Consider the following 23,715-nt stretch of genomic DNA (forward strand, 5'->3'; position numbering starts at 1 on the left):
GGGGAGCGATGCATCACAATGTTTGAAGGTTTGTCCGCATTTCCAACCACGCCGACCAATGCTGACGGAGAGGTCGATAGCGCCGCTTTGACCCGCGTCCTGGACCGACTGGCGGAGGCGAAAGTAGGGTCAATCGGATTGCTCGGCAGCACCGGTGCCTACGCTTACCTTGCCCGCGAAGAGAGACGCCGTGCGGTTGAGGTTGCGAAGGAAACCATTGGTAAGCGCGTTCCGCTTCTCGTCGGCGTGGGAGCATTGCGGACAGATCATTCCCAACAGTTGGCACGAGATGCGGAGGCGGCGGGAGCCGATTCGCTCTTGCTGGCGCCGGTCTCTTATGCGCCCCTCACGCAGGAAGAGGTTTATCAGCATTTCGTTTCGGTATCGAATGCGACCGGTCTGCCAATCGTGATCTACAACAACCCGACAACGACGAGATTTCAGTTCAGCCCAGACCTCATCCAGAGGCTGGCGTCCGTTCGCAACATAACGGCCATCAAAATGCCGCTGCCGGGTGAGACCTCTTTCGCAGATGAAATCAAGGGCTTGCGCGCGATTGCTCCATCCGGCTTCAGCATAGGCTACAGCGGAGACTGGGGTGCGGCGGATGCCCTGCTGGCCGGCGCCGATGCATGGTATAGTGTTGTCGCAGGTCTCCTCCCGAAGCCAGCGCTGGCTTTGACACGGGCTGCGTTCGCAGGAAACCAAGCCGAGGCAGAGCGGCTGAATGCGTTGTTCGAGCCCCTATGGTCGCTGTTCAAGGAGTTTGGCAGCTTCCGCGTCATGTACGCCATCGGCTCGCTGCTCGGTCTGTTTGAGGCAGAGCCTCCACGCCCCGTACTGCCCGTTCCCGCAAGCGCCAGACCTCGCATCGAGGCGGCACTCGACGGCTTGCGCTAAATATGAAAAGCCGCCCGCGATATCTCGCGGACGGCTTTGAAATTCGCTTTTCAGTTCGGTTGATCAGCCGACGATTTCGGTTTCAGCGAACCAGTAAGCGATTTCCTGAGCGGCTGTTTCCGGGGCATCGGAGCCGTGAACCGAGTTCTCACCGATGGAGAGAGCGAAGGTCTTGCGGATGGTGCCTTCAGCAGCCTGAGCCGGGTTGGTTGCACCCATGATTTCGCGGTTCTTCAGGATCGCGTTCTCGCCTTCCAGAACCTGAACGACCGTCGGGCCGGAGGTCATGCCTTCGACGAGTTCACCGAAGAAAGGACGTTCCTTGTGAACAGCGTAGAAGCCTTCAGCTTCGCGCTTGCTCATCCAGACGCGCTTGGAAGCAATGACGCGCAGGCCATTTTCTTCGAAAACCTTGGTGATAGCGCCCGTCAGGTTACGCTTGGTTGCGTCCGGCTTGATCATGGAGAAGGTGCGTTCAATCGCCATTGCCTGAAATTCCTCAGTTGTAGGGATAAGTGGGCGGTGTTTAGCCGCCCCGATTCGCGAAAACAAGAGGGTTTCGGCAATTTCACGCAGCCGTCATACGTCAGAGATGAGAAGTATCACCTTCAGGCGACCGCCCTGCCCTTTGCGCCATGCAGGTCCAGGCATCGCTCGAACCATTCAGCAACCGAATGGTCCTTCGAAATCGCAAGCGAACCCGTCGTAATTCGCAACCACTGGAGCGCGCCAAACAGAATATAGTCAGCAAACAGAGGCGCCTCACCACCCAGGTATGGTTGAAACTTCAGCATATGCCGCATTGGCTCCAGTTGAGCAGTCAGATCGGATATCGCCTGCAGACGACCGGCCTCGAATTCCTCCAGCCTGCGACCCAACCTCTCTTCGCGGCTGGTGCGGAAATAGGTCTGGTCTTTCTCGTCCAGCATGTCGTGGATGTCCTTGATCGCAATCCGCGAAAGCACAGGATGGACCAGCATTTGCGAATATCCCTCGACAAAGCGCGCCAGTGCCTTGCCACCTTCACCGCCAAACAGCGTGGGGCGGTTGGGATAGGTATCCTCCAGATAAACGGCGATATCGAAGCTGTCACGGATCAGGAGATCACCGTCGCGCAAAACCGGGACAGTTTTGGAGAACCCGTTTTCCAGCTTGGGTACTTCAGTAAACGGCACCGGCCGCTCGATATACTCAAGCCCCTTATGCTCAAGAGCCATGACAATCTTCCAGCAGTGCGGCGAAAAAGGCCTGTTCACATCGCGACCGCAGAGCGAGTAGAGAATTCGGGTCATTCTGGGCTCCTGGTTTTTCCCGGCATACATAGTGGTCTTGGCGCAATCGTCGATCAAATGAGATAATTTCATGGATCCCATAAGACACACTTCTAAATCGAAGTGATAGCCTGCACGCTGTTTTGAGGGAGCATAGAATGTTGAAGCATTTCCGGATGTTTGCGCGCTACAATAGCTGGGCAAATACAAAGCTGTATAATGCCTGCGAGGAACTGAGCGACGAAGAACTCAGAGCAGACAAGGGCGCCTTCTTCGGTTCGGCGCATCGCACCCTCAACCACCTCCTTGCTGCAGACCGGATCTGGCTCAAACGCTTCACCGGAACCGGAGACGCGCCGACGACGCTCGATGATGTTCTTCATGAGGATTTTGCTGCTTTGCGCGAAGCGCGCGAGACGGAAGACAGACGAATCATCAGCTGGATTGATGAGATCACGGACGCAGATCTGGCTGCCACGATTTCCTATTCACCAATCGCTTCTCCCGAAAGGATCGTGCAGCCGCTCGGTCCAATCCTCTCCCATGTCTTCAATCACCAGACTCATCATCGTGGGCAGGTGCACATGATCCTGACATGTCTCGGTCGACCTTCGCTCGCTCTCGATCTGATCTATTTCCTCCGAGGCGAAGGGGCTCGCTGGCAATAGACGAGTGGATGCCAGACCTCTTGCGCATATCGTAAACTTCGGCCAAAACCGCGGCCATGATTACGATTACCGATCTTTCTGCACGCGTTGCAGGTCGCCTCCTTCTTGATCACGCCAGCGTCAGCCTTCCCACCGGCACGAAGGCTGGGCTTGTGGGCCGCAATGGAGCGGGCAAGTCCACGCTCTTTCGCGTCATCACCGGCGAGATGGCCTCCGAAAGCGGCTCTGTATCTCTCCCAAAGAATGCGCGGATCGGTCAGGTCGCACAGGAGGCCCCCGGCACCGAGGATCCGTTGATTGAAATCGTTCTGGCAGCCGACAAGGAACGGACGGCTCTTCTGAAGGAAGCGGAAGCTGCGACGGACCCGAACCGGATAGCTGAAATCCAGATGCGCCTCGTCGACATCGATGCGCATTCTGCGGAAGCTCGCGCGGCCAGCATTCTGGCGGGTCTCGGTTTCGACGCTGAAGCACAGGCGCGCCCGGCCTCTTCGTTTTCCGGCGGATGGCGCATGCGCGTGGCGCTGGCGGCGGTTCTCTTCTCGCAGCCGGATCTCTTGCTCCTGGACGAGCCGACAAACTATCTCGATCTTGAAGGCACGCTGTGGCTTGAGGATTATGTGCGGCGCTATCCGCATACCGTCGTCATCATCAGCCACGATCGCGATCTTCTGAACAACGCCGTGAACGCCATTGTCCACCTCGACCAGAAGAAGCTGACCTTCTATCGAGGCGGCTACGACAGCTTCGAGCGACAGAAAGCGGAAAACGACGAACTGCAGATGAAGGCCAAGGCGAAAAATGACGCCGCCCGCAAGCATCTGCAAAGCTTCATCGACCGTTTCCGGGCGAAGGCCACGAAGGCGCGTCAGGCCCAGAGCCGCATCAAGGCGCTGGAGCGTATGGGCACTGTCGCGGCGGTCATCGAGGATCACGTTCAACCAATCACATTTCCAGAACCTGAGAAGCAACCGTCTTCGCCCATTGTCGCGATCGACAAGGGCGTCGTGGGTTATGAGCCAGACAAGCCTATTCTGAAGGGGATAAACCTACGGATCGACAACGATGATCGCATAGCTCTGCTCGGCTCGAACGGTAACGGCAAGTCAACATTCGCGAAGTTCATTTCCGGGAGGCTGGAAGCGCAAGCCGGTAATCTGCGCGTAGCCCCGAACCTCAAGATCGGCTTCTTCGCACAACACCAGTTGGACGATCTCATACCGGAACAATCGCCTGCCGATCATGTGCGCAGGCTGATGCCGGATCAGCCGGAAGCTAAGGTTCGCGCCCGCGTGGCCCAGATGGGCCTGGCAACAGAGAAGATGGACACTGCCGCCAAGGATCTCTCCGGGGGCGAAAAGGCACGCCTGCTCATGGGGCTTGCCGCGTTTCATGCTCCAAACCTGCTCATTCTCGATGAGCCGACGAACCATCTGGATATTGACAGCCGCAGGGCGCTCATCGAAGCGCTGAATGATTACAATGGCGCCGTCATCCTCATCTCCCACGATCGCCATCTGATTGAGGCAACCGTGGATCGGCTGTGGTTGGTCAACGGTGGGACGGTTGCGCCATTCGACGGCGATCTGGAAGACTACCGCGCTATCGTTGTCGCTTCGTCGCGTAAGAAAGACGAAAAATCTGCAACGGATGTTGAAGATGTTGTCTCCAAGTCCGATCAGCGGAAGGCGAATGCCGAGAAGCGCGCATCCCTCGCTCCGCTCAAGAAGCGGATCAACGAGGCTGAAGCACTGACGGCAAAGCTTGAAAAGCTGATCCAGGCTCTGGACGTTGAACTGGCAGATCCCAAGCTTTACGAGAAATCACCTGCCAAGGCGGCTGAGAAAGCAAAACAACGCAGCGATGCTGCCGCCAAACTTGCTGAAACAGAAGAACTCTGGCTCGAACTTTCGTCCCAGTATGAAGAAGCTCTTTCTTCGTAAATTGAAGAAGCGATCTCAAAATATGACTATCAATCTGTTTCGCCCTCTTGGGACGATACCCGGCGTTCCAACGAAACACTGCAATTGCGTTTTTTGATTGTGTAGAATCTCCATTGCAGCTTTAGGAATATCTTAAATCTTAAGACACATCATGGTTTAGAAAGCAGGCAGAATGCACGCCAAGGTAATGGCTAGGTGCAATCTGCAATTCGTGCATTCTGATACGCATCTCTATGGAAGTACATCATAAACGCGCGCGTTTCGTTGCGTGCGACCTTGGACGTGCCTGCACCGCAACGCGCGATGCATCTGTGCGTCTTACGCCGAGCGAATGATCGCTCGTCTGGTTGTTGTGCGTAACCTCCATGAAGGAGAGGAACGCTTTCCCTGATTGAACTGGACACAAAATGCTTCGGACAATCTCGCTGAAAACGTCCCTGACATCCGCTTTCGTGCTGCTTCTTTGCCTTCTGCTCCTTCAAGGCGGCTTTGCACTTTCTACCATGCGCAACATCTTCGGGAATGTGGACGGACTGGCGCATGACGCCGTTCCGAGCGTCGACATCACGAACAGGCTGAATATATCCATCGCCAATCTTCGTGGACTGCAAACACGCCATATCCTGACCACTGATCCGCAGGCCATCAAGGATGCAGACGCCGCCCTGAGCAAGGAAGTCAAGAAGCTGAAGGACAGAATGGCGACCTACGCGCCCATGATCTCGCTTGATGTCGAGCGGAAAGCCTTTGCAGGATTTACCGTCGCTGCAGATGAATATCTCAAGCTCAACGACAGGTTAGTTAGTCTGTCGCGCGCAGGCGACAAACAGGCCGCAGCTTCGCTTCTGACCGGCGATATGGTCAAGAGCTACGAGTTGATGGATAATTTTGCCGATGAGTTCCGCGACGCTAACGTCGACCAGGCCAAACGGATGTATGCCGAAAGCGCCATCCAGTTCAATAAATCCCTGATTTCGAATGGGCTTGTGCTGCTGGTAGGCATGATTGCCGGCATCGGAGCCACCATTTTCGTATCACGTGAAGTATCCCTTCCCATCGACCGGATCACCAAGCTTATGCGCAAGCTGGCCAATGCGGAGTTCAATGTCGAAATCCCCTATCTGGACCGGAAGAACGAGATTGGCGACATGGCAAAGGCCGTTCAGATATTCAAGGAAAACGGCATTCGGGTTCAACAGATCGCGGAACAAGAAGCCGCCTTCGGCGAGAAATGCGATGAGCTTCGGCAGGATATCGGCCATATGGTTCAGGCCGCCATTGAAGGAGATTTCTCGCGCCGCATGACGATTACCTACCACTTCAAGGAGCTCAATGCGTTTGCTTCTGGAATGAACGAACTGGTGGGCAACATTGAAGCAGGCCTCTCAGAAACCCGTCGGGTGATGAGCGCGCTTGCAACCGGCGACCTGACAGAGAGCATGCAGGGCAAGTTCAGCGGCGCATTTTTCGAACTGCAGCAGAACGTAAATTCCACGATGGACACGTTGCGAGCGATCGTTTCCGAGGTTCGCTATTCCATCGACCAGATCAATTCCGGCTCAGGCGAATTGCGCTATGCCTCGGACGATCTGGCGAAGCGCACAGAACAGCAGGCTGCAGCCCTTGAAGAAACCTCGTCCGCGCTTGAAGTCATTACATCGGCTCTTCGTCAGTCCACGATGCGGGCGGCAGACGCCGCGAAGAAGGTAGATCATGCCCGCATCAGCACGGAAAATTCCAGCGTCGTCGTGAGTGATGCCATTGCCGCGATGGAACGTATTGAAGTCGCTTCTGGTCAGATCGGTCAAATCATCAACGTCATCGACGAAATTGCCTTCCAGACCAACCTGCTGGCCTTGAATGCAGGGGTCGAGGCCGCCCGCGCGGGCGAAGCCGGCAAAGGTTTTGCGGTCGTTGCACAGGAAGTACGCGAACTTGCCCAGCGGTCCGCCAACGCGGCCAAGGATATCAAGGCGCTCATCACCAAATCAGGCGAGGAAGTGGGCGCTGGAGTAAGACTGGTTACGGCAACGGGCCAGGCTCTTTCCCAAATCCGAACGCATGTGGAAAGCATCAACGAAGAAGTTCATTCCATCGCCAGTTCATCCAACGAACAATCAAGCAGCCTGATGGAAATCAATCAGGCCTTAGGACAGATGGATCAGGTAACCCAGCGCAACGCAGCCATGGTGGAGGAAACGACTGCCAGCACCAACAAGCTTGCGGACGATGCCTACCATCTTTCCAATCTGATTGCCCGCTTCAAGTTGGAGCAAGCTGGCCACAGCGCGCAACCTGGTTTCGCGAACAGTAATTCCCGACCCAGCGGGGTTCCACGGATTGTAAGCAGTAGGGGCTGATAGCGCCCCGAGCCAAAAACGGAACGCCGGGAGCTTAACTGAGGTTTCCCGGCGTGATATTCACAACCCAAACAGGTAGATTTAACTGAATTTTTCTACCTTGCCGATAATTTGAACCTTTTCAAACCTAACCTGATCAGCGGCAAGCATAGAATTCCCGCGAACTTATTCGCCATGACAATTCATTGAAGGATATACACATGCCTAATCAAAAATGGACGGATCTTCCAACCCCACTCGGCGGGATCGTCACGATTTCTGCAAATAATGATGGAACTTTAATCTCTCTTTCTAGATTTCGAGAGAAATTAACTGCCCGCGCTCTAACCAATCAACAGTGGGTGCAATTAGGGCAACAATTACAAGATATAGATGACCCTCAGGCAAATAATTACCGTATTCATGGTCACGGAAAAAATATATATATTTGTATCGCTTCAAATGTATATTGCTATCACGAGACAGTGTGGATAAAGATCGGATCTTTTCCCGGCCAGAATATCATAAAACTCTTTACGGCAAACGACGGTACATTTTATGTCGCAATGTTTAACCCTTGGCCTAAGTACCCAATATGGTACGTGCAGCGATTTTTGGGAAACCCATTGAAGCCCCAATGGACATCAGCCATTCCGGGAGACTTTCAGTCAGTAAGTGGAACTCTCTTCGACTGGATGTGCGATGCCAATGGAAATGTCTGCTTCGTAATGACCCAGCAGCGGGAAGATCAGAGATTGACGATGGGGATCGTGAACTCGAAAACCGGAGGTGCCGACATCATCTGCGTCAGCAACCGTTACGGGAGTGCTTCGGCCGGCACCTTTGACGCCAAGGGTGCCCCGGTAATGGTCTACTCTCCTATTGGCCCAGGGTCCGTGATTAACGGTGTTGTGGGCGCAAGGCCTAACTCAGTTTTCACCAGCAATATCATGAGCGGCTCTGGAAGGATAAGAGCAGTTCCTCTCGACGGCTATGTTGTAGCTTCGGCGCAAAACCAAATGGTTATGTTGAAGGATGGGAAGTGGAAGACATTTCCGATAGCCGCACCGTTTCGCGATTACATCTGGATGTTTGGTCAAGGAAACAAGATTTACATCGCAAAGTATGGGAACCTGGCCTATTTTGACGTCTCGACACTCTCCAGCAGCGAGTTGGAGGAGGCCCCCTCCATTGGTGAGCGCGAGGAATTTTCCGACGATGCGGTCGAGCCAGATATTCGCCTGACCCCAGTGGTCTAGTTGTGTGTTCCTGACCCTGAACGGATCCAGCTGTTTTCGCAACAGCTCCAACGCGCTAAGCTCCTGCAATTGATTTGCAGGAGTTACCATGGATAAGCCCGTCGCCGAGGATCTCTTTCTGGAGCAGGACAAGGATCCTGCAACAATCGCATTTGTCGAGGTGCGAAATCACGCCTCGGCCAGCGTATTGACGACGCCCCACATGGAAGAGACAGCCAAAGCAATCCAGGCTTTGATGGAGCGCGAAGACCGCCTCATCATCCCAAGCAGGCGCGGCGACTGGTATTTCGATTTTCACCGGACTGCAACCAATCCGCTCGGCCTGTGGCGTCGCCTGCCCGCAGATCAGGAACCATCGCCAGAGGCTCCTTGGGAAACCGTATTCGATGTCGATGCCTTCTGCGAACGCGAAGGCAAGCGCTGGATTTTCGGCGGTGCGATTACCTGCCCTCTCCGGCCGACGCGCGTTCTCCTTCGCCTTTCCGACGGCGGTTCAGACCTTTCTAGGCTGCTTGAATTTGATACGGAAACAAGATCCATCGTCGAAGGTGGCTTCGACACGCCAGCTGTTCGTTCCCATGCCAGTTGGCTTAATGCCGACGAGATCTGCTATTTCGGCTCGATCGATGAAGACTCGGCCACGCAATCCGGATGGCCGCGCGTTGGACGCAGACTGACCCGCGGAACCCGGCCGGAAGATGCGCCACCACTCTATGCAGGCGAGAAGGCTGATGTCAGCGCCTATGCATTCGCCCTTCATTCGCAGTTCAACATGAGCGGCCAGACCGAGGTGCGATCGATTAGTGTCTTTGTGACCAACCATCAGATTGGAAAATCAAGCGTTTACGTTGGCCCCTCTCCGACCGACCTTAAACGTCTGCCTCTGCCTGTCGATATCGACTTCGATGTTAATCGCGGCTTCCTGCTTTGGCTTGCGAAAAGCGATGAGCAGGTAGCTACCGGGACTTTGGCGTTGCAAAAGCTCACACCCTTTTCGGAGGAACCTCTTGATCAGAACCGGCGCGTTCTGGTTGAGCCAAGACCAGGCAGCGCGGTCAGCCAGTTCGCACTCCTGCGGGACTGGGCGGTCTATATCGTGGAGGATCGGCTCCGTCCGTCCCTATTTGTGCTAGATCTGACAGATGAGAGTGCACAGCCGATCAAGATCGATCTGCCGGATGGCTTTGAGGCCGTATCCTTCTCCTTGCAGCATTCCGACTTGCATCTCGGGATGGACCGTTTGTGGGTCACCGGGCGAGGTTTTCTGACGCCACCTACATGCTTTGAACTGGATCTTTCGGATCGCTCAACGCTGCCCGTCCTGAAGAATGGTCGCTCGTCTCCAGCCTATTTCGACGCGGAGGGAATGCAGTCACTGCTTCTGGAGGCGACTTCCGAGGATGGCACGCAGATTCCCTATCACCTGGTCTTGCCGAAAACCTGGGAAAACGGCGAACTTCCGGTTCTGATCTATGGATATGGCGGGTTCAGCGTGCCGCTTTCGGCCGGCTATTCCGGCGTGACCGGCGGTTGGCTGCAACAGGGTGGCGCCTACGTGCAGGCTTATATCCGCGGCGGAAGCGAGCTCGGCCCCGACTGGCACACCGTTGCCAAGCGCGAGGGCAGACACAAGGCCTTCGAGGACTTTGTGGCGATCGCACGAGATCTCGTAAAGCGCGGTTATTCCAAGCCAGCACGCATTGCCTGCACCGGCGGCAGCAATGGCGGCCTGCTGACGGGCGTCATGTTGACGCGCTATCCCGACGATTTCGGCGCTGTATGGTGCCGCGTTCCGGTCCTTGACATGATGCGGTTCCACGAGTTCCCGGCAGGACGCGCCTGGATGGACGAGTATGGCAATCCTGAAAAGCCGGAGGATAGAGCGTTCCTGCTCGACTACTCTCCGCTCCAGAACGTGCAGCCTTCTGCCGCCAAACGCTATCCGCCGATCTACATCGAAAGTTCGAGCAATGACGACCGCGTCCACCCCTCCCATGCACGGCGCTTTGCAAAGCGCCTGGAAGAGGCCGGACATCAGCCACTGTTCCATGAATATGGATCAGGCGGGCACGGCGGCGCCGGAAATTCGGCAGAGATGGCTCGACGTACCGCCATGGGTTACAGCTTCCTGCGGCAGACGATCATGAAGTCCTGACTCGATCCTTTGCTGCATCGCATAAACGGGCCATTAACGATGTTGAGTGAAAGTGGTGAGGCATATCAGTGCTTTGCCTCCTTCACCTCAAAGTTGGTTTCATGTCCGCCCGCGTCCTTTGCGCCATAGCTTCTCTCGCCTGCCTGCTCTCCTCCTGCGCCGGACGCCCTGTATCGGAAGGCGGTACGCTGATCTCCTCCTTCGCTGCGGCACCCGCCATAGATACGCCGGTGAAAAAGGGACCACAGGATCCCGTCGCTCTGACACCGGTTGCCTGGGGCCGCCTGAACAATCCTGCCGGCCTTTCCGGACGAACCATCGAAGTCGCCTCCATCGCCGATCTCAAGCTTCGCGACAAGGAAGTGGTGCTGACCTTCGACGACGGGCCGATGCCAAAGAAAACCGAGCGAATTCTGGCGACGCTCGACGAGTTCGGCGTCAAGGGCACCTTCCTGATGGTGGGTGAGATGGCAAAAGCGCACCCGGATATTGCAAAGTTGGTGGCGCGCTCCGGCCATACGATCGGTAGCCATACCTATCGCCACGCAAATCTAAGATCGCTCTCCTTCGATGCGGCGGTTGAAGAGATCGAAAAGGGCAAGTTGGCAGTCAGCCACGCGACAAATGAAGAGGTCGGTTTTTTTCGGTTCCCCTATCTGGCGGACAGTTCGCGGTTGCGAAGCTGGGTAGCTGCCAATGGCATGGTGGTTCTGGATGTCCAGATCGACTCGAAGGATTATTTCAGCGATTCACCGGCCGCCGTCGCAACTCGGACCATGAATGCCTTGCGCAATCACGGCCGCGGAATCATCCTGCTGCATGACATTCACAATCGCACTGCGGCGATGCTGCCGGCTCTGCTGACGCAGTTGAAGGCTGAAGGATACAAGGTCGTCAACCTTCAGCATTCTCACAAGCCATCGCTGCTGATGGCATCTCTCGCGAACTGATTTTTGAGCGGTTAAACAAGAAAGACGGCCCGGAGACCGCCTTTCTTGAGAATAATCAATTGGCATCAGCCCTTGAAACCGCCATGGAAGGCAATCTGGCCGACGGCATGGCGTGGGCTTGGCACTTCACGCGCCTGCAAGGGCTCAGGCAGCAGAGACGCATCGCCCTGCTTTCCAATAGCGACGGCTGCATGCAGCACATGATTTTCGGGCAGGCCAACCACTTTTGCCAAGGCTTCCTTGTCGAACCCGGCCATGCCATGCGCTGCAAATCCTGAGATGTGCGCCTGCAGTGCGAGATAACCCCAGGCAGCGCCTGCATCGAACACATGGGTACCGTTGTCGACAGCTTCTGTCTTGCCGGGAGGAACGAACTTCGTTTCGCTGGCAACAATGACCAAAGCTGACGCGGTCTTCGCCCAAGTCTGGTTGAACGGCAGCAGAGCGCCAAGAATTGCATTCCAGGCAGCATCGCCGCGCAGGGTGTAGATGAAACGCCAGGGCTGCGCGTTGAAGGCGGATGGCGCCCAGCGCGCGGCTTCCAGAATGGTCAGAAGCTCATTTTCACTGATCGTTGCCTCGGTAAATGCACGGGGCGACCAGCGACCTGGAAAAATTTCTGCGACAGGATGATCTGCCTTACGGGTATTTGTAGTCATTAAGCGGCTCCAGCTCAAGCGCGTCGCGATCTTTCAGATTCGCTCCTGGCGCTTTATCTCTTTGTTTTTCCGCATGTCGTTATCGCAAAACCGCTGCACACTTTTGCGCGCCATGCTCTAGGGGTAGCAAAAACTCCCGCCTATCAGCTAGCAATACCTTTCGCATCGCACAAGCGAAGGAGAGTTGCTTTCTGGACCATTCTGATCAGGCTTTCTTGACCCAGCGGCCTTCAGGAGATTGCTGCCAATAGGTCAGAGCATGGCCTCGAGCCTTCAGGCTCTTCCACTGTTCGCGCGCGCCCTCCAATTGAGCATTGTCATAGCCGTCAAACATGAAGACCACCCGCTCATAGGGATCGAGTTCAGGGGGCTGCGCTCCATCAACGATGAAGCGCACACTTGCTGCGTTGCCGTTCGCCGAACTCTCGGTCAACAAAACAGGCTGATCGCGTTCAAACGTATCCCCATCCGCGCCATGAGGCAGGAAACTGTCCTCTCGAAACGTCCAGAGGTGTTGATCCAGCATGTCCACGCGATCCCTGCCGACCGTCTGGACGATGACCCGCCATCCGCGCTCGACGCTTTTTTCCAGAAGGGCCGGAAGGGCATCCTCCAGCTTGGATTCGGTCAGATGATAAAACAGCACCTCTGTCATGCGATAGGTCAGCCTTCGTGACGATCCCGGATCAACTGGTCGAGCAGCCGGACGCCATAGCCGGATCCCCAAGATTGATTGATCTCAGTCGAGGGAGATGCCATGGCCGTACCCGCAACATCAAGATGTGCCCAGGGAGTTTCTCCCACGAAGCGTTTGAGGAACTGGGCGGCGGTAATGGAGCCGCCATAGCGACCGCCGGTGTTTTTCATATCCGCGAACTTGGAATCGATCAGTTTGTCGTATTCCTTGCCGAGCGGCATGCGCCAGACCTTTTCGCCGGTCTTTTCTCCAGCGGCAAGAAGCCCTTCGGACAACGGATCGTCATTGGAGAACAGGCCCGCGTGGAGATTGCCGAGTGCCACGACAATAGCCCCGGTCAGGGTCGCAAGGTTCACCATGAATTTCGGCTTGAAGCGGTCGTTGCAGTACCACAGTGCGTCCGCCAGAACGAGGCGCCCCTCCGCATCGGTATTGATGATTTCGATCGTCTGGCCGGACATGGATGTTACAATATCGCCGGGACGCTGCGCCTTGCCATCGGGCATGTTTTCGACCAGACCCAGAATACCGACCGCATTCACCTTCGCCTTGCGGGCCGCCAACGTATGCATCAGGCCGATGACGGCTGCTGCGCCGCCCATATCGCCTTTCATGTCCTCCATGTTGGCAGCTGGCTTGATAGAAATGCCGCCCGTATCGAAGACTACTCCCTTGCCGACGAAGGCCAGCGGCTTATCTCCTGCCTTGCCGCCCTTCCACTGCATGACCGCCAGGCGCGGCGGCCGCTCCGAACCCTGGGCCACGCCCAGCAGCGCACCCATTCCAAGCGCCCTCATCTCGGTTTCAGTCAGAATTTCGACCTCGACACCAAGTGTGACCAGTGCCTTGGCATGATCTGCGAACTCTATGGGACCAAGAACATTCGGCGGAAGATTGACGAGTTCGCGCGCGAGATTGACACCGCCCGCCACTGCCTGAACGTCGCCGAGCAATGCGGCTGCTTCATCCGACACTGCGCTGATGATAGTGACGGAGACGGTCTTCACGTCGGTTTCTTCATCTTCGCCCTTCCTGGTCTTGAACCGGTCGAAGGAATAGGCGCGAAGCAGCATTCCAAGCGCAACATCCGCGACCTGACGGGGGGTTGGCATCGTTCCCGGCGCATCGAGATAGACCGCTACAGTCTCGGCTTTCTTGATGAGACTTGCGGCCTTGCCTCCCGCCCGCAGCCAGTCATGGTCCGTCAGAGCCTGCGTCTTTCCAAGGCCAATGACAGAGACGCGATCGAAGGGTGATTGATGCGGAGCAATCAAATCCAGCACCGTCATCGATTTTCCATGAAACTTCGCTACACCCGCAGCCCTTTCGAGGATCTCTGCAGGATCGGCCTCACGTGCCCCTGCAGGCCGTTTCTCGTCAGAGACCTGAAAGAGGATTGCAAGATCGGCACGCTCCGTGCCGGAGGCAAAGCGGATATCGAGTTTGGAAGACATGTCTTCTCCGTGGGACACAAAAAGGCAGGATTGATTTGACAGGCATCTGGCGTGCAGACGCGCAACGACAAGCCCTGAATCGTTCAGGTATAGTTTACCGCACCGCTCTATCCCTTGCTAGAAGACAGTTCTCGTGGCAATTGTCTGCCGCGGTTGGGGCCGGAAAATAGAGCGTGGCGTATATCTTACAATCTAACTCTCTGTCATTTAAGGATGCCTTCGTCGGTTTGCTTCGTCGGCCTGTAACCTGGTTCGTTTTTTTGTTCGCGCTTTGGTGGATATTGCTCGGCGTGTTCTACGTGTTTCCACAGATTGACCTGTGGGTGGCCAATGCGTTCTTTCGCGAGAGTGGGTGTGCACTTGGAAGTGCGGATGTGAGAACATGCGGCTACTTTCCGGCGGCGCGAGAGCCTGTCCTGATTTTCGTTCGGAAATTCTACTTCTATGTTCCGATTGCTGTGGCCCTGGTGATCATCGCGTTGATGATCCGCAATTTCCAGCAGCACGGATCTACCTATGACGCGACAAGAACCAGACGCTATTCGGTTGCGCTTCTGTCTTCGATCTTGGGTCCCTATCTGTTGGTCAACCTGATCCTGAAAACCATTTCGGGTCGGCCTCGCCCCTACGAAACAGATCTGTTTGGCGGCACCCATGCCTTCGCTTCAGCCGGAACTCTAGATGGATCTTGCCTGTCGAACTGCTCTTTCATCTCTGGCGAGGCAGCAGGAGCCGGCTGGCTGGCCTGTCTCGTGGTGCTGCTGCCGCATCGTTTTCGTATTGTTCTTGCACCACCCATTCTGATGCTTTGCCTCGTCTCCCCCTATCTCAGGGTCGCCTTCGGCGGGCATTATCTATCGGATGTGACACTGGGCTTCCTCTCCTCCTGCGTGGTCTATGCTGCAGTGGCGGTGTACTACGAGACACAGGAAGAAAAAAATCGGTGGTCGAAAACGGCTTTGTGAGCAGGCGACTGTCGCCTTGACCACATAAATTGCGTAAGAGCCGATTAAGGCGTAGCTCAATTTCATTGGGCTGCGCATCTAGCCGCAGCAGATGTTGGCGTATCGGATCCGTATGAAAATACTCGAACTCTACATTTTCCGGCGTGCTTTCCAGATGTTTCTGGTCACATTGGTGCCGGTCCTGACAATCATCTGGACGATCCAGGTGTTGGGACGGATCAATCTGGTGACCGATACCGGTCAGTCCATGGGCTCGTTCATGACGTTGGCAACGTTTATCCTGCCGACGATCATTCCCGTCGTGCTGCCCTTTGCAATCGTCATTGGCATCACTCAAACGCTGAATGCGATGAACAATGATTCGGAGCTTGCAGTCATTGATGCCGCCGGTTCCGCACGGTCGATCATCTATCGTCCGGTGATGATCCTCGCGATTACCATGGCAGCGTTCTCGTTCCTGATCACCAATTTCGTCGAGCCTGCTGCTCGCGTCAAAGCGCGAGAAATGGTCGCCGCAGCCTATGCGGATCTTTTGTCTTCGGTCATTGAGGAAAAAACGTTCCGCAGCATTGAAGACGGACTTTACGTTCAGATCTCCGAGCGGCATTCCGGTCGCGTTCTGACCGGGATTTACATGGTCGACTATCGCGATCCAAACATGGATCTCATCTACTACGCCCGCGAGGGATCGATTGCCGAAGACGGCAAGACGCTCACGATGCGCGATGGTGAGGTTCACCGCAAGACGAAGGAAGGTCGCATCTCCATCGTCAAGTTCGTGTCCTATGCATTCGATTTGTCTTCCATGACCGAATCGACTGATGGCGCGCCTGTGTTTGCGAGTGACAGAAGCCTGTCCTTCCTGCTGAAGCCCGACCCGACAGACAAAACCTTCCTGTTTTCGCCGGGCAGCTTCCGCTCGGAGCTGCATAGACGCATGTCCGATTGGCTCCTGCCCGTTGCTTTCGCCCTTATTTCGCTGGTCGTGGCAGGCGGCGCTCGCTCCAGTCGTCGGGCGCGCCTTCATCCCATGGTCCTGGCGCTCATCTTCTGCTTTACCCTTCGATGGCTCTCGTTCTATGTGACGAATCTTTCGAAGAACAATTCCGCGGTGACCCCGCTCGTCTACGCCGTTCCGATCGGTTTCGGCCTGATATGCACTTACATGCTGATGACGAACAGGCAGTTGGCAATGCCGCGCTTCATTTCGCAGCCATTGGGTCGCCTTTCGGATCTGGCGCGCCGTCGCCTGGCGAGCGTCAACTCGGTCCAGGGAGGTTCGCAATGATTGCAGCGCCGACCCTCAGCCGCTACTTCTTCAAGCGCTACATCATCACCTCCGTCTGGTTCCTGCTCGGCGTCTGTGGCATTATCTTTCTCGCCGATTTCAGCGAGACAAGCCGTCGTATGTCCGGCTTCGTCGGTTATAGCGTCACAGGCGGCTTGCTGATGAGCGCTCTGCGCCTGCCGCTTATCTTGCAGCAGACCATTCCGACACTCACCCTTTTCATCGGCATGACGACCCTGATTGCGCTGAATCGACGTTCGGAACTCGTAGTGACGCGCGCAGCAGGCCTTTCCGTCTGGCAGTTCGTTCTGCCCTTCGTTGCTGGTGCATTCGTAATCGGCATCGTGACAACGACGGTGATCAATCCTCTGGGTGCCTGGGGCCAGGATCTGGCCACCTCCATGGAGACAGACTGGCGCAAGGCTAGCAACGCATCGAAGCCTTCGAACTTTCTGCCGTGGCTGAGACAGATTGATGGGGATAGCGATACAGTTATTGGTGCCAAGAGCTTTGACAACGGCGGAACGCGTCTATTCAATGTCGTCGTGTTCCATTTTAACAAGAATGGTCGCATCACGCTCCGGCAGGATGCAGACTCGGCGACCTTGGAAAATGGTTACTGGAAGCTTAACAACGTTCTCGATACCCGAACCGATGCTCCGGCATCCCGAAAAGAAACGGCGCAGGTTCGGACCAACTTGAAACAGGAGTTTCTGCAAGAGTCTCTGTCAAAGCCCGAAAGCGTTGCTTTCTTTAACATTTTACGAAAAATTGAGGTTGCCCGATCCTTCGGTATCTCTACAAAGGCTCTGGAAACTCAGTTCCATTCGCTCTTGTCCTTGCCGCTCCTCTTGGTGGCAATGACGCTCATTGCAGCAACCGTATCTCTTCGTTTCAGCCGAATGGCGCAATCGCGCTCGGTGATTCTGGGTGGAATCGTTTGCGGCTTCGTGCTTTATGTTGTGTCTGTGCTTGTGAAAGCATTTGGGAGTAGCGGTGTCGTGCCACCTTTCGTAGCAGTCTGGATTCCAGTGATTGTTGCGTTGGCGCTCGGTGCAACGATCCTGCTCCATCAGGAGGATGGCTAGTGGCGGTAAATGACCGCGGGAATATCAGACGGCTTTTCGCTGCCCTGCTGACAAGCACGGCTGCGTGTGTTGCGGCTGCCTACCCGTTGCCTGTTTCTGCGCAGGATTCACCCCTCGCACCCGCAGTTGCCGATGGAGCAAAGATGCTCCTGCGCGCGAACGAACTGACCTACAATCAGGATTCGCAGCGCGTTACGGCAGTCGGTGGCGTTCAACTCTATTACAATCGCTACCGCATGGTGGCGCAGCGTGTCGAATACGACCAGAAATCCGGTCGCGTGATGGCAACGGGCAATATCGAGCTGATCGAGCCCGGTGGCACCCGTGTCTACGCCGATGCCATGGACGTTACGGATAATTTCGGCCAGGGCTTCGTGAACTCGCTTCGCATTGAAACCACCGATAACACGCGCCTCGTTGCGGAGAGTGCCGAACAACTTCCCGACGACAAGATGGTGCTGAACAACGGCGTATACACGGCGTGTCTGCCCTGCGCCCAGCGCCCGGACAAAGCCCCGCTTTGGCAGGTGAAGGCGCAGCGCGTCATCCGTGACGGAAAGGCACACACAATCCGTCTCGAGCACGCCCAGTTCGAACTGTTCGGCATGCCGATCGGCTATGTTCCTTTTGTAACGGTCCCAGACGAAACTGTTGAGCGCAAGTCAGGATTCATTTTCCCGCGCGCCACTGTGACCGACAAGCTTGGCGTAGGTCTGACCGTCCCCTACTACCATGTCTTCTCGCCGAGCATGGATGCAACGATCAGCCCAACCTACTACACCAAGCAGGGTCTTCTGCTGCAAGGTGAGGTTCGCAACCGCTTTGAGAATGGCGACCATACGTTCCGGTTCGCCTATATCGATCAGAAAGATCCGGGCGCATTCGTGAAGGGTACGAGCGATGAACGTGCCGATCAGCGTGCTATGGTCGCATCCAAGGCGCGTTTCGAGATCAATCCGCGCTGGGCATTCGGCTGGAACGTCATGGCCCAGACGGACAATAACTTCTCGAAGACCTACAAACTGACCGACGTTGCGGGGACGCCGTTTACCAACGACATCTACCTGACGGGTGTTGGACAGCGGAACTATTTCGACCTGCACAGCTACTACTTCGATATTCAGGATACGGATGCTCGACGTACGGCCGAGAAGCAGCAGGCGATCGTCTATCCGTCGCTGGACTATATATACTACGCACCGGAGTCGGTTGCCGGTGGTGAGTTGAAGGTCACCTCCAACTTCACAAACCTGTCGCGTCGCCTGGACGACTTCTATACGGAAGGAACTTCAACCCGTTTTCGCGGGCTCGAAGGCAGCTATAGCCGCCTTTCCAGCGAAGCTGAATGGAAGCGTACCTTTACCACCGACGAGGGTCTGCTGTTGACGCCAATCCTTGCTGCGCGCGGGGATGTTCTGCGTCATACTGGTGATGCAGCGCCCGGATATAATGGCGTAACTTATGCCGGCGGCTTCGAAGGCGACAGCGCAAGCACGCGCTACATGCTGACAGCAGGCCTCGAAGCTCGATATCCGATTTTGATCGAAGGCGCAGGCGGCAGCCACATCATCGAACCCATGGCGCAGATCTTCGCCCGTCCAAACGAACAGCTTGCTGGTCGCTTGCCGAATGAAGACGCCCAAAGCTTCGTTTTCGATGCCACCTCGTTGTTCGACCGCGACAAGTTCTCCGGTTTCGACCGGGTTGAAGGCGGCACGCGCGCGAACGTCGGTATCCGCTACAATGGTTCCTTGGATAACGGCATTGGCCTTCGCGGTATCTTCGGCCAGTCCTACCAGATTGCGGGGCTGAATTCGTTCGCTACCGCAGATCTCGTAAACGTCGGCGCGCAGTCTGGCCTGGAATCGGACGTTTCCGATTTTGTTGCCATGGCAGCGATAGATCTTCCGCAGGGTTACAGCTTCCAGGGTCAGGGTCGCTTTGATGAAAAGACCTTCGAACTGCGCCGTGCCGATGCATCGATCAGCTATTCGCTGCCGCGGATCAGCGGGTCGTTGATCTATACCAATATTCAGGCGCAACCAGATTATGGTCTGAATCGGGATAGTCAGTACATCAAGAGCACCGCCAACTTGCGCATTAGCGAATACTGGTCGCTCGGCACCTCGGCGACCTGGGACCTCAACAATGGCAGCGTGATTCGCCGCGGGATTGGCTTTACCTATGATGACGAGTGCACCATCTTCACCGTCGGGTACACAGACAAGCCAGCAAGTACGGACGCCAATGACTGGACCGTCACAGCCCGCTTGAGTTTCCGCACGCTTGGCGACATCAATATCGGCGGCGAGAGCAAATAGGGAGCCAACATTTGACATGCGGCTGAAACGTCATTGTTTCGCCGCATGAAATGTGCAATCCACCATTCGAAGCGCACTAATTGGGCGGGAGGCGCATGAGCCGCCTCGCTGCCAGGAAGAGGATGAGAAATGTTCGCAAGCGTAGCATGGCGCCGGATTGCCCTTGCCACAACAGCGCTCGCCATATCCTTTGTTGCTGAGCCGATGGCGCGGGTTGGTGTGGCGGCCAGCGAAGTGGTGGCGGTGGTCAACAAGACGCCGATCACCAATACGGACGTTGCAAAGCGGGTGGCTTTCCTCAAACTGCAGCGGAAAACCGGCAATCTTCAGAAGATGGCCCGCGACGAACTGGTGGAAGAAGCCCTCAAGCGCGATGAGATTGCGCGCGTTCGAATGTCGGTGAGCACCGATGACGTCGATCGTTCATTCGAAAAATTTGCCGCGAGTAACAAGCTGACCCCTGCGCAAATGAGCGAGATCCTCAATAAAGCCGGCGTTGGCGTCGAACATTTCAAAGCCTTTATCGCCGTGCAGATGAGTTGGCCTCGTCTTGTCAACGCGCGCTACGGTGCTGGCCGCATGTCGAATGACGAACTGGTCAAGCGCATGATGCAGAACAAGGAAAAGCCGGTTACCACGGAATATTTCCTCCAGCAGATCATTTTCGTGATCCCGGAATCCAAGAAGGGAAAGATTACCGCACAGCGCAAGGCTGAAGCGGAAAAATCACGCTCAAGCTTCCCAGGATGCGCACAGGCAAAGGATTTTGCCAAGACCATGCGCGATGTTTCAGTGCGCGATCTGGGCCGTCTGATGAAGCCGGAATTGCCGGAAGAGTGGAAGCCGTTGATCGAGAAAGCCTCCGCCAATGGTACGACTGGTACCCGCGTGACTGAAAAGGGCGTCGAATTCCTGGCCATCTGCAATCAGCGTCAGGTCTCGGATGATGCGGCGGCGGAAGTGGTGTTCCGTGCGGAAGATATCGGCAAGGCGAAGAAGGGCGGTGAAGACCCCAACAGCGCCAAGTATCTGGAAGAACTGCGCAAGAAGGCGCAGATCGTAAATCCGTGAGCCTGACATTGGTTGAACGTCCACTAGCTCTGACGCAAGGTGACCCGGCAGGCATCGGTCCCGACATTGCAATTTCGGCATGGCTGAAGCGCAAAGAGCTGCGGCTGCATCCCTTGATCTATATCGGAGACCCGGAAGCTCTTGCGGCGCGTGCGCGCCTGCTGGGTGAAGAGATCCCGATCCGCGAGACTGACGCACAAGACGCCTGGAAGCATTTCGATCAGGCTTTGCCTGTGCTGCCAGTGCCCATTGGTAGCGTCATCGCGCCGGGGCGCCCACATATTGCTGCTGCCCGATCAATCCTTGCTTCGATCGAAAACGCGGTTTCGCTCACCATGCAGGGTATCACCGCTGCGGTTGTGACCAATCCGATTGCGAAATCGGTGCTCTACGAAGCTGGTTTCAAGTTTCCGGGCCACACGGAATTTCTCGCCGATCTTGTGCAGCGCGCCACCGGCAAGGATTGCAGACCGGTCATGATGCTTGCCGGGCCAAAGCTCCGGGCAATTCCGGTCACGATCCATATACCGCTCTCGGACGTCCCACGTAGACTGACAGCCGACGCGATCATCGAGACATGCTCGATTGCTCATCACGACTTGCGATACCGCTTCAACATTGCTTCTCCGCGGATCGCAGTCGCAGGCTTGAACCCACATGCAGGCGAGGACGGCGCCATGGGGACCGAAGATCGCGATGTCATCGCACCGGCCATCGAGCAGGTGCGTGCGCGCGGGATCAATGCATTTGGGCCCCTTCCTGCCGATACCATGTTCCATGATGATGCCCGTAGCCGCTATGATGTCGCGGTGTGCATGTATCACGATCAGGCTCTCATCCCGGCGAAAGCGCTTGGTTTCGACGACTCCGTCAACGTGACACTTGGCCTGCCATTTATCCGGACATCTCCGGATCACGGCACTGCCTTCTCGCTTGCGGGCACCGGTATTGCGCGCGACACCAGCCTCATTGCTGCTTTGAGGCTCGCAGCCAGATTGGCCGCACATGAGGTTCAGCAAAACTGATGGGCACATTGGACGGGCTTCCGCCGCTGCGTGATGTCATCAGCCGGCATGGGCTTGATGCGCGCAAGGCACTTGGCCAGAACTTTCTGCTGGATCTCAATCTCACGCAGAAAATCGCGCGCACGGCAGGCTCTCTGGAAGGTGCCACTGTCTTCGAGGTCGGCCCCGGTCCGGGTGGTCTCACGCGCGCAATCCTGTCTCTCGGTGCGAAGAAGGTCATTGCCGTCGAGCGCGATTCCCGCTGTCTACCTGCTCTTGCGGAAATATCGGATTTCTATCCGGGACGGCTTGAAGTGATTGAGGGAGATGCGTTGAAAACCGATTTTGCAGCTCTTGCGCCGGAAGGACCGGTTAAGATCATCGCAAATCTGCCGTATAATGTTGGCACTCAATTGCTGATCAACTGGCTTCTCCCCCTGCAATGGCCGCCGTTCTGGGAATCGTTGACGCTCATGTTCCAGAAGGAAGTGGGCCAGCGCATTGTCGCACGCGAAGATGATAACCATTACGGCCGCCTGGGCGTGCTGTGCGGATGGCGGACAGATGCCCGCATGGCCTTTGACGTGCCGCCGCAAGCGTTTACACCGCCGCCGAAGGTGACCTCTTCTGTCGTCCATCTGGTGCCGAACCAGAATCCACTTCCGTGCGATGTGAAGAAGCTTGAAAAGGTCACGGAAGCAGCGTTCGGACAGCGCCGGAAAATGCTGCGGCAGAGCCTGAAGCCACTTGGCGGCGAGATTCTTTTGGCAAAAGCCGAGATCGATCCGACGCGGCGGGCTGAGACACTCTCCGTCCACGAGTTCGTGGCACTGGCCAACCTTCTCTGACAGCGTGAAAAAGGCGCGAAAGCGTGTCGCGATCTTTCAGATTCGCTCCTAACGCTTTGATTGTTTGTTGTATCGCATGTCGTTATCGCAAAACCACTGCACACTTTTGCGCGACATACTTTAGTGGAAAACCACGGCGCCTATTGATGCACTCCGCTTGAGCTCAGCGCGATAGCACCGGCTCTTCCTCAAGCAGTTCCCGAACGAAATCGAACAAACCATGGCGGCGATCGCGGCGAACGCGTTCCGCATTCACGATGCAGTTCACGTGACCGAAAGCCTCATCAAGATCATCATTGACAATGACATAGTCGTATTCGCGCCAGTGTTCGATCTCGGCGCGTGAATTCACCAATCTCGTGCGGATGACTTCCTCGGTATCCTCAGCACGGCGATGCAGGCGCGACTGAAGTTCCGTCATGCTGGGCGGCAGGACAAAGATGGAGACGATGTCTGCCTTCATCTTTTCCTGAAGCTGTAGCGCGCCCTGCCAGTCAATATCGAACAGCATGTCACGGCCTTCGGCCATGGCCTTTTCGACGGGTTCACGGGGCGTACCGTAATAATTTCCATGCACTTCCGCCCATTCGAGAAGCTCACCGTTATCGCGCATGCGCTCGAATTGCGGGATGGAGATGAAATGATAGTGCTTGCCTGCAATCTCGCTTGGACGCTTTGCGCGCGTCGTGACGCTGACCGAGATTTCCAGGCTGTGGTCGTCCCGCAGCAGGTTGCTGGCAATCGTGGATTTGCCTGCACCCGATGGTGACGACAGCACCAGCATCAGGCCACGCCGGGCGATTTTTGTTGGCACGGAAGACACCGGGCTCATTGG

The 23,715-nt window shown here is 56.0% G+C and carries 20 protein-coding genes; 14 read left to right on the top strand and 6 right to left on the bottom strand.

From position 1 onward, the window contains the following. The first annotated feature begins 18 nt into the window (after window positions 1–18). A complete protein-coding gene (locus tag E8M78_RS11600) occupies window positions 19–900 on the top strand; it encodes a dihydrodipicolinate synthase family protein (protein WP_137135197.1) in 882 nt (293 codons plus the stop codon). A 63-nt stretch (window positions 901–963) separates the two neighbouring features. Here the strand turns inward: E8M78_RS11600 and ndk are convergent, their stop codons facing one another. Together ndk and E8M78_RS11610 are read right to left on the bottom strand one after the other, a co-directional pair. Then, window positions 964–1,386, bottom strand: a complete 423-nt coding sequence (gene ndk, locus E8M78_RS11605; protein ID WP_062552712.1) for a nucleoside-diphosphate kinase — start codon at window positions 1,384–1,386, stop codon at window positions 964–966. Between the two features lie 122 nt (window positions 1,387–1,508). Next, window positions 1,509–2,192, bottom strand: a complete 684-nt coding sequence (locus E8M78_RS11610; RefSeq protein WP_137135198.1) for a glutathione S-transferase family protein — start codon at window positions 2,190–2,192, stop codon at window positions 1,509–1,511. A gap of 137 nt (window positions 2,193–2,329) precedes the next feature. Here E8M78_RS11610 and E8M78_RS11615 point away from each other — a divergent pair, with 137 nt between their 5' ends. From E8M78_RS11615 to E8M78_RS11640, 6 genes are all read left to right on the top strand, one after another. Next, window positions 2,330–2,839: a DinB family protein gene (locus tag E8M78_RS11615; protein ID WP_137135199.1), complete on the top strand. Its 510-nt coding sequence runs from the start codon at window positions 2,330–2,332 to the stop codon at window positions 2,837–2,839. A gap of 56 nt (window positions 2,840–2,895) precedes the next feature. After that, window positions 2,896–4,782: an ABC-F family ATP-binding cassette domain-containing protein gene (locus E8M78_RS11620; RefSeq protein ID WP_137135200.1), complete on the top strand. Its 1,887-nt coding sequence runs from the start codon at window positions 2,896–2,898 to the stop codon at window positions 4,780–4,782. A 407-nt stretch (window positions 4,783–5,189) separates the two neighbouring features. Continuing rightward, complete coding sequence (locus tag E8M78_RS11625) at window positions 5,190–7,142, top strand: methyl-accepting chemotaxis protein (protein ID WP_137135201.1); 1,953 nt, start codon at window positions 5,190–5,192, stop codon at window positions 7,140–7,142. Between the two features lie 200 nt (window positions 7,143–7,342). Then, entirely contained in the window at window positions 7,343–8,380 is a 1,038-nt protein-coding gene (locus E8M78_RS11630; RefSeq protein WP_137135202.1) for a hypothetical protein, read from the top strand. Window positions 8,381–8,468: 88 nt separating this feature from the next. Then, window positions 8,469–10,535 (top strand): prolyl oligopeptidase family serine peptidase, encoded by a 2,067-nt coding sequence (locus E8M78_RS11635; protein ID WP_137135203.1) that lies wholly within the window; start codon window positions 8,469–8,471, stop codon window positions 10,533–10,535. A 101-nt stretch (window positions 10,536–10,636) separates the two neighbouring features. Continuing rightward, the gene (locus tag E8M78_RS11640; RefSeq protein ID WP_137135204.1) at window positions 10,637–11,485 is read left to right on the top strand and encodes a polysaccharide deacetylase family protein; all 849 of its coding nucleotides are present in this window, start codon (window positions 10,637–10,639) and stop codon (window positions 11,483–11,485) included. A 65-nt stretch (window positions 11,486–11,550) separates the two neighbouring features. On the opposite strand, the gene E8M78_RS11645 is transcribed toward E8M78_RS11640, so the two are convergent. The 3 genes from E8M78_RS11645 to E8M78_RS11655 form a co-directional block, all read right to left on the bottom strand. After that, window positions 11,551–12,144 carry a nitroreductase family protein gene (locus E8M78_RS11645; RefSeq protein ID WP_137135205.1) on the bottom strand — a complete coding sequence of 198 codons (594 nt, stop codon included), beginning with the start codon at window positions 12,142–12,144 and terminating at the stop codon, window positions 11,551–11,553. A 205-nt stretch (window positions 12,145–12,349) separates the two neighbouring features. Next, window positions 12,350–12,799 carry a DNA polymerase III subunit chi gene (locus tag E8M78_RS11650; RefSeq protein WP_137135206.1) on the bottom strand — a complete coding sequence of 150 codons (450 nt, stop codon included), beginning with the start codon at window positions 12,797–12,799 and terminating at the stop codon, window positions 12,350–12,352. Window positions 12,800–12,807: 8 nt separating this feature from the next. Then, a complete protein-coding gene (locus E8M78_RS11655; RefSeq protein ID WP_137135207.1) occupies window positions 12,808–14,295 on the bottom strand; it encodes a leucyl aminopeptidase in 1,488 nt (495 codons plus the stop codon). 290 nt (window positions 14,296–14,585) lie between these two features. Here E8M78_RS11655 and E8M78_RS11660 point away from each other — a divergent pair, with 290 nt between their 5' ends. The 7 genes from E8M78_RS11660 (at window position 14,586) to rsmA (ending at window position 22,880) form a co-directional block, all read left to right on the top strand. Further along, window positions 14,586–15,260, top strand: a complete 675-nt coding sequence (locus E8M78_RS11660) for a phosphatase PAP2 family protein (protein ID WP_246658299.1) — start codon at window positions 14,586–14,588, stop codon at window positions 15,258–15,260. A 112-nt stretch (window positions 15,261–15,372) separates the two neighbouring features. Next, on the top strand, window positions 15,373–16,548 hold the full coding sequence (gene lptF / locus E8M78_RS11665) for an LPS export ABC transporter permease LptF (protein WP_137135208.1): 1,176 nt from the start codon (window positions 15,373–15,375) through the stop codon (window positions 16,546–16,548). Next, window positions 16,548–17,636, top strand: a complete 1,089-nt coding sequence (lptG, locus tag E8M78_RS11670; RefSeq protein ID WP_137135885.1) for an LPS export ABC transporter permease LptG — start codon at window positions 16,548–16,550, stop codon at window positions 17,634–17,636. Before lptF ends, lptG begins: the two co-directional genes overlap by 1 nt. Further along, complete coding sequence (locus tag E8M78_RS11675; RefSeq protein ID WP_137135209.1) at window positions 17,636–19,957, top strand: LPS-assembly protein LptD; 2,322 nt, start codon at window positions 17,636–17,638, stop codon at window positions 19,955–19,957. Before lptG ends, E8M78_RS11675 begins: the two co-directional genes overlap by 1 nt. Before the next feature lie 129 nt (window positions 19,958–20,086). Then, window positions 20,087–21,028: a SurA N-terminal domain-containing protein gene (locus E8M78_RS11680; protein WP_137135210.1), complete on the top strand. Its 942-nt coding sequence runs from the start codon at window positions 20,087–20,089 to the stop codon at window positions 21,026–21,028. Between the two features lie 2 nt (window positions 21,029–21,030). Continuing rightward, a complete protein-coding gene (gene pdxA / locus E8M78_RS11685) occupies window positions 21,031–22,053 on the top strand; it encodes a 4-hydroxythreonine-4-phosphate dehydrogenase PdxA (RefSeq protein WP_137135886.1) in 1,023 nt (340 codons plus the stop codon). Further along, window positions 22,053–22,880, top strand: a complete 828-nt coding sequence (gene rsmA, locus E8M78_RS11690; RefSeq protein ID WP_137135211.1) for a 16S rRNA (adenine(1518)-N(6)/adenine(1519)-N(6))-dimethyltransferase RsmA — start codon at window positions 22,053–22,055, stop codon at window positions 22,878–22,880. The genes pdxA and rsmA overlap by 1 nt, the downstream gene beginning before the upstream one ends. Window positions 22,881–23,043: 163 nt before the next feature. Here rsmA and gmk read toward each other — a convergent pair whose 3' ends face one another. Next, the gene (gene gmk / locus E8M78_RS11695) at window positions 23,044–23,712 is read right to left on the bottom strand and encodes a guanylate kinase (RefSeq protein ID WP_137135212.1); all 669 of its coding nucleotides are present in this window, start codon (window positions 23,710–23,712) and stop codon (window positions 23,044–23,046) included. Window positions 23,713–23,715 lie beyond the last annotated feature (3 nt).

The organism is Rhizobium sp. FKY42 (genome assembly GCF_005222835.1).
Taxonomy (GTDB): Bacteria; Pseudomonadota; Alphaproteobacteria; order Rhizobiales; family Rhizobiaceae; genus Neorhizobium.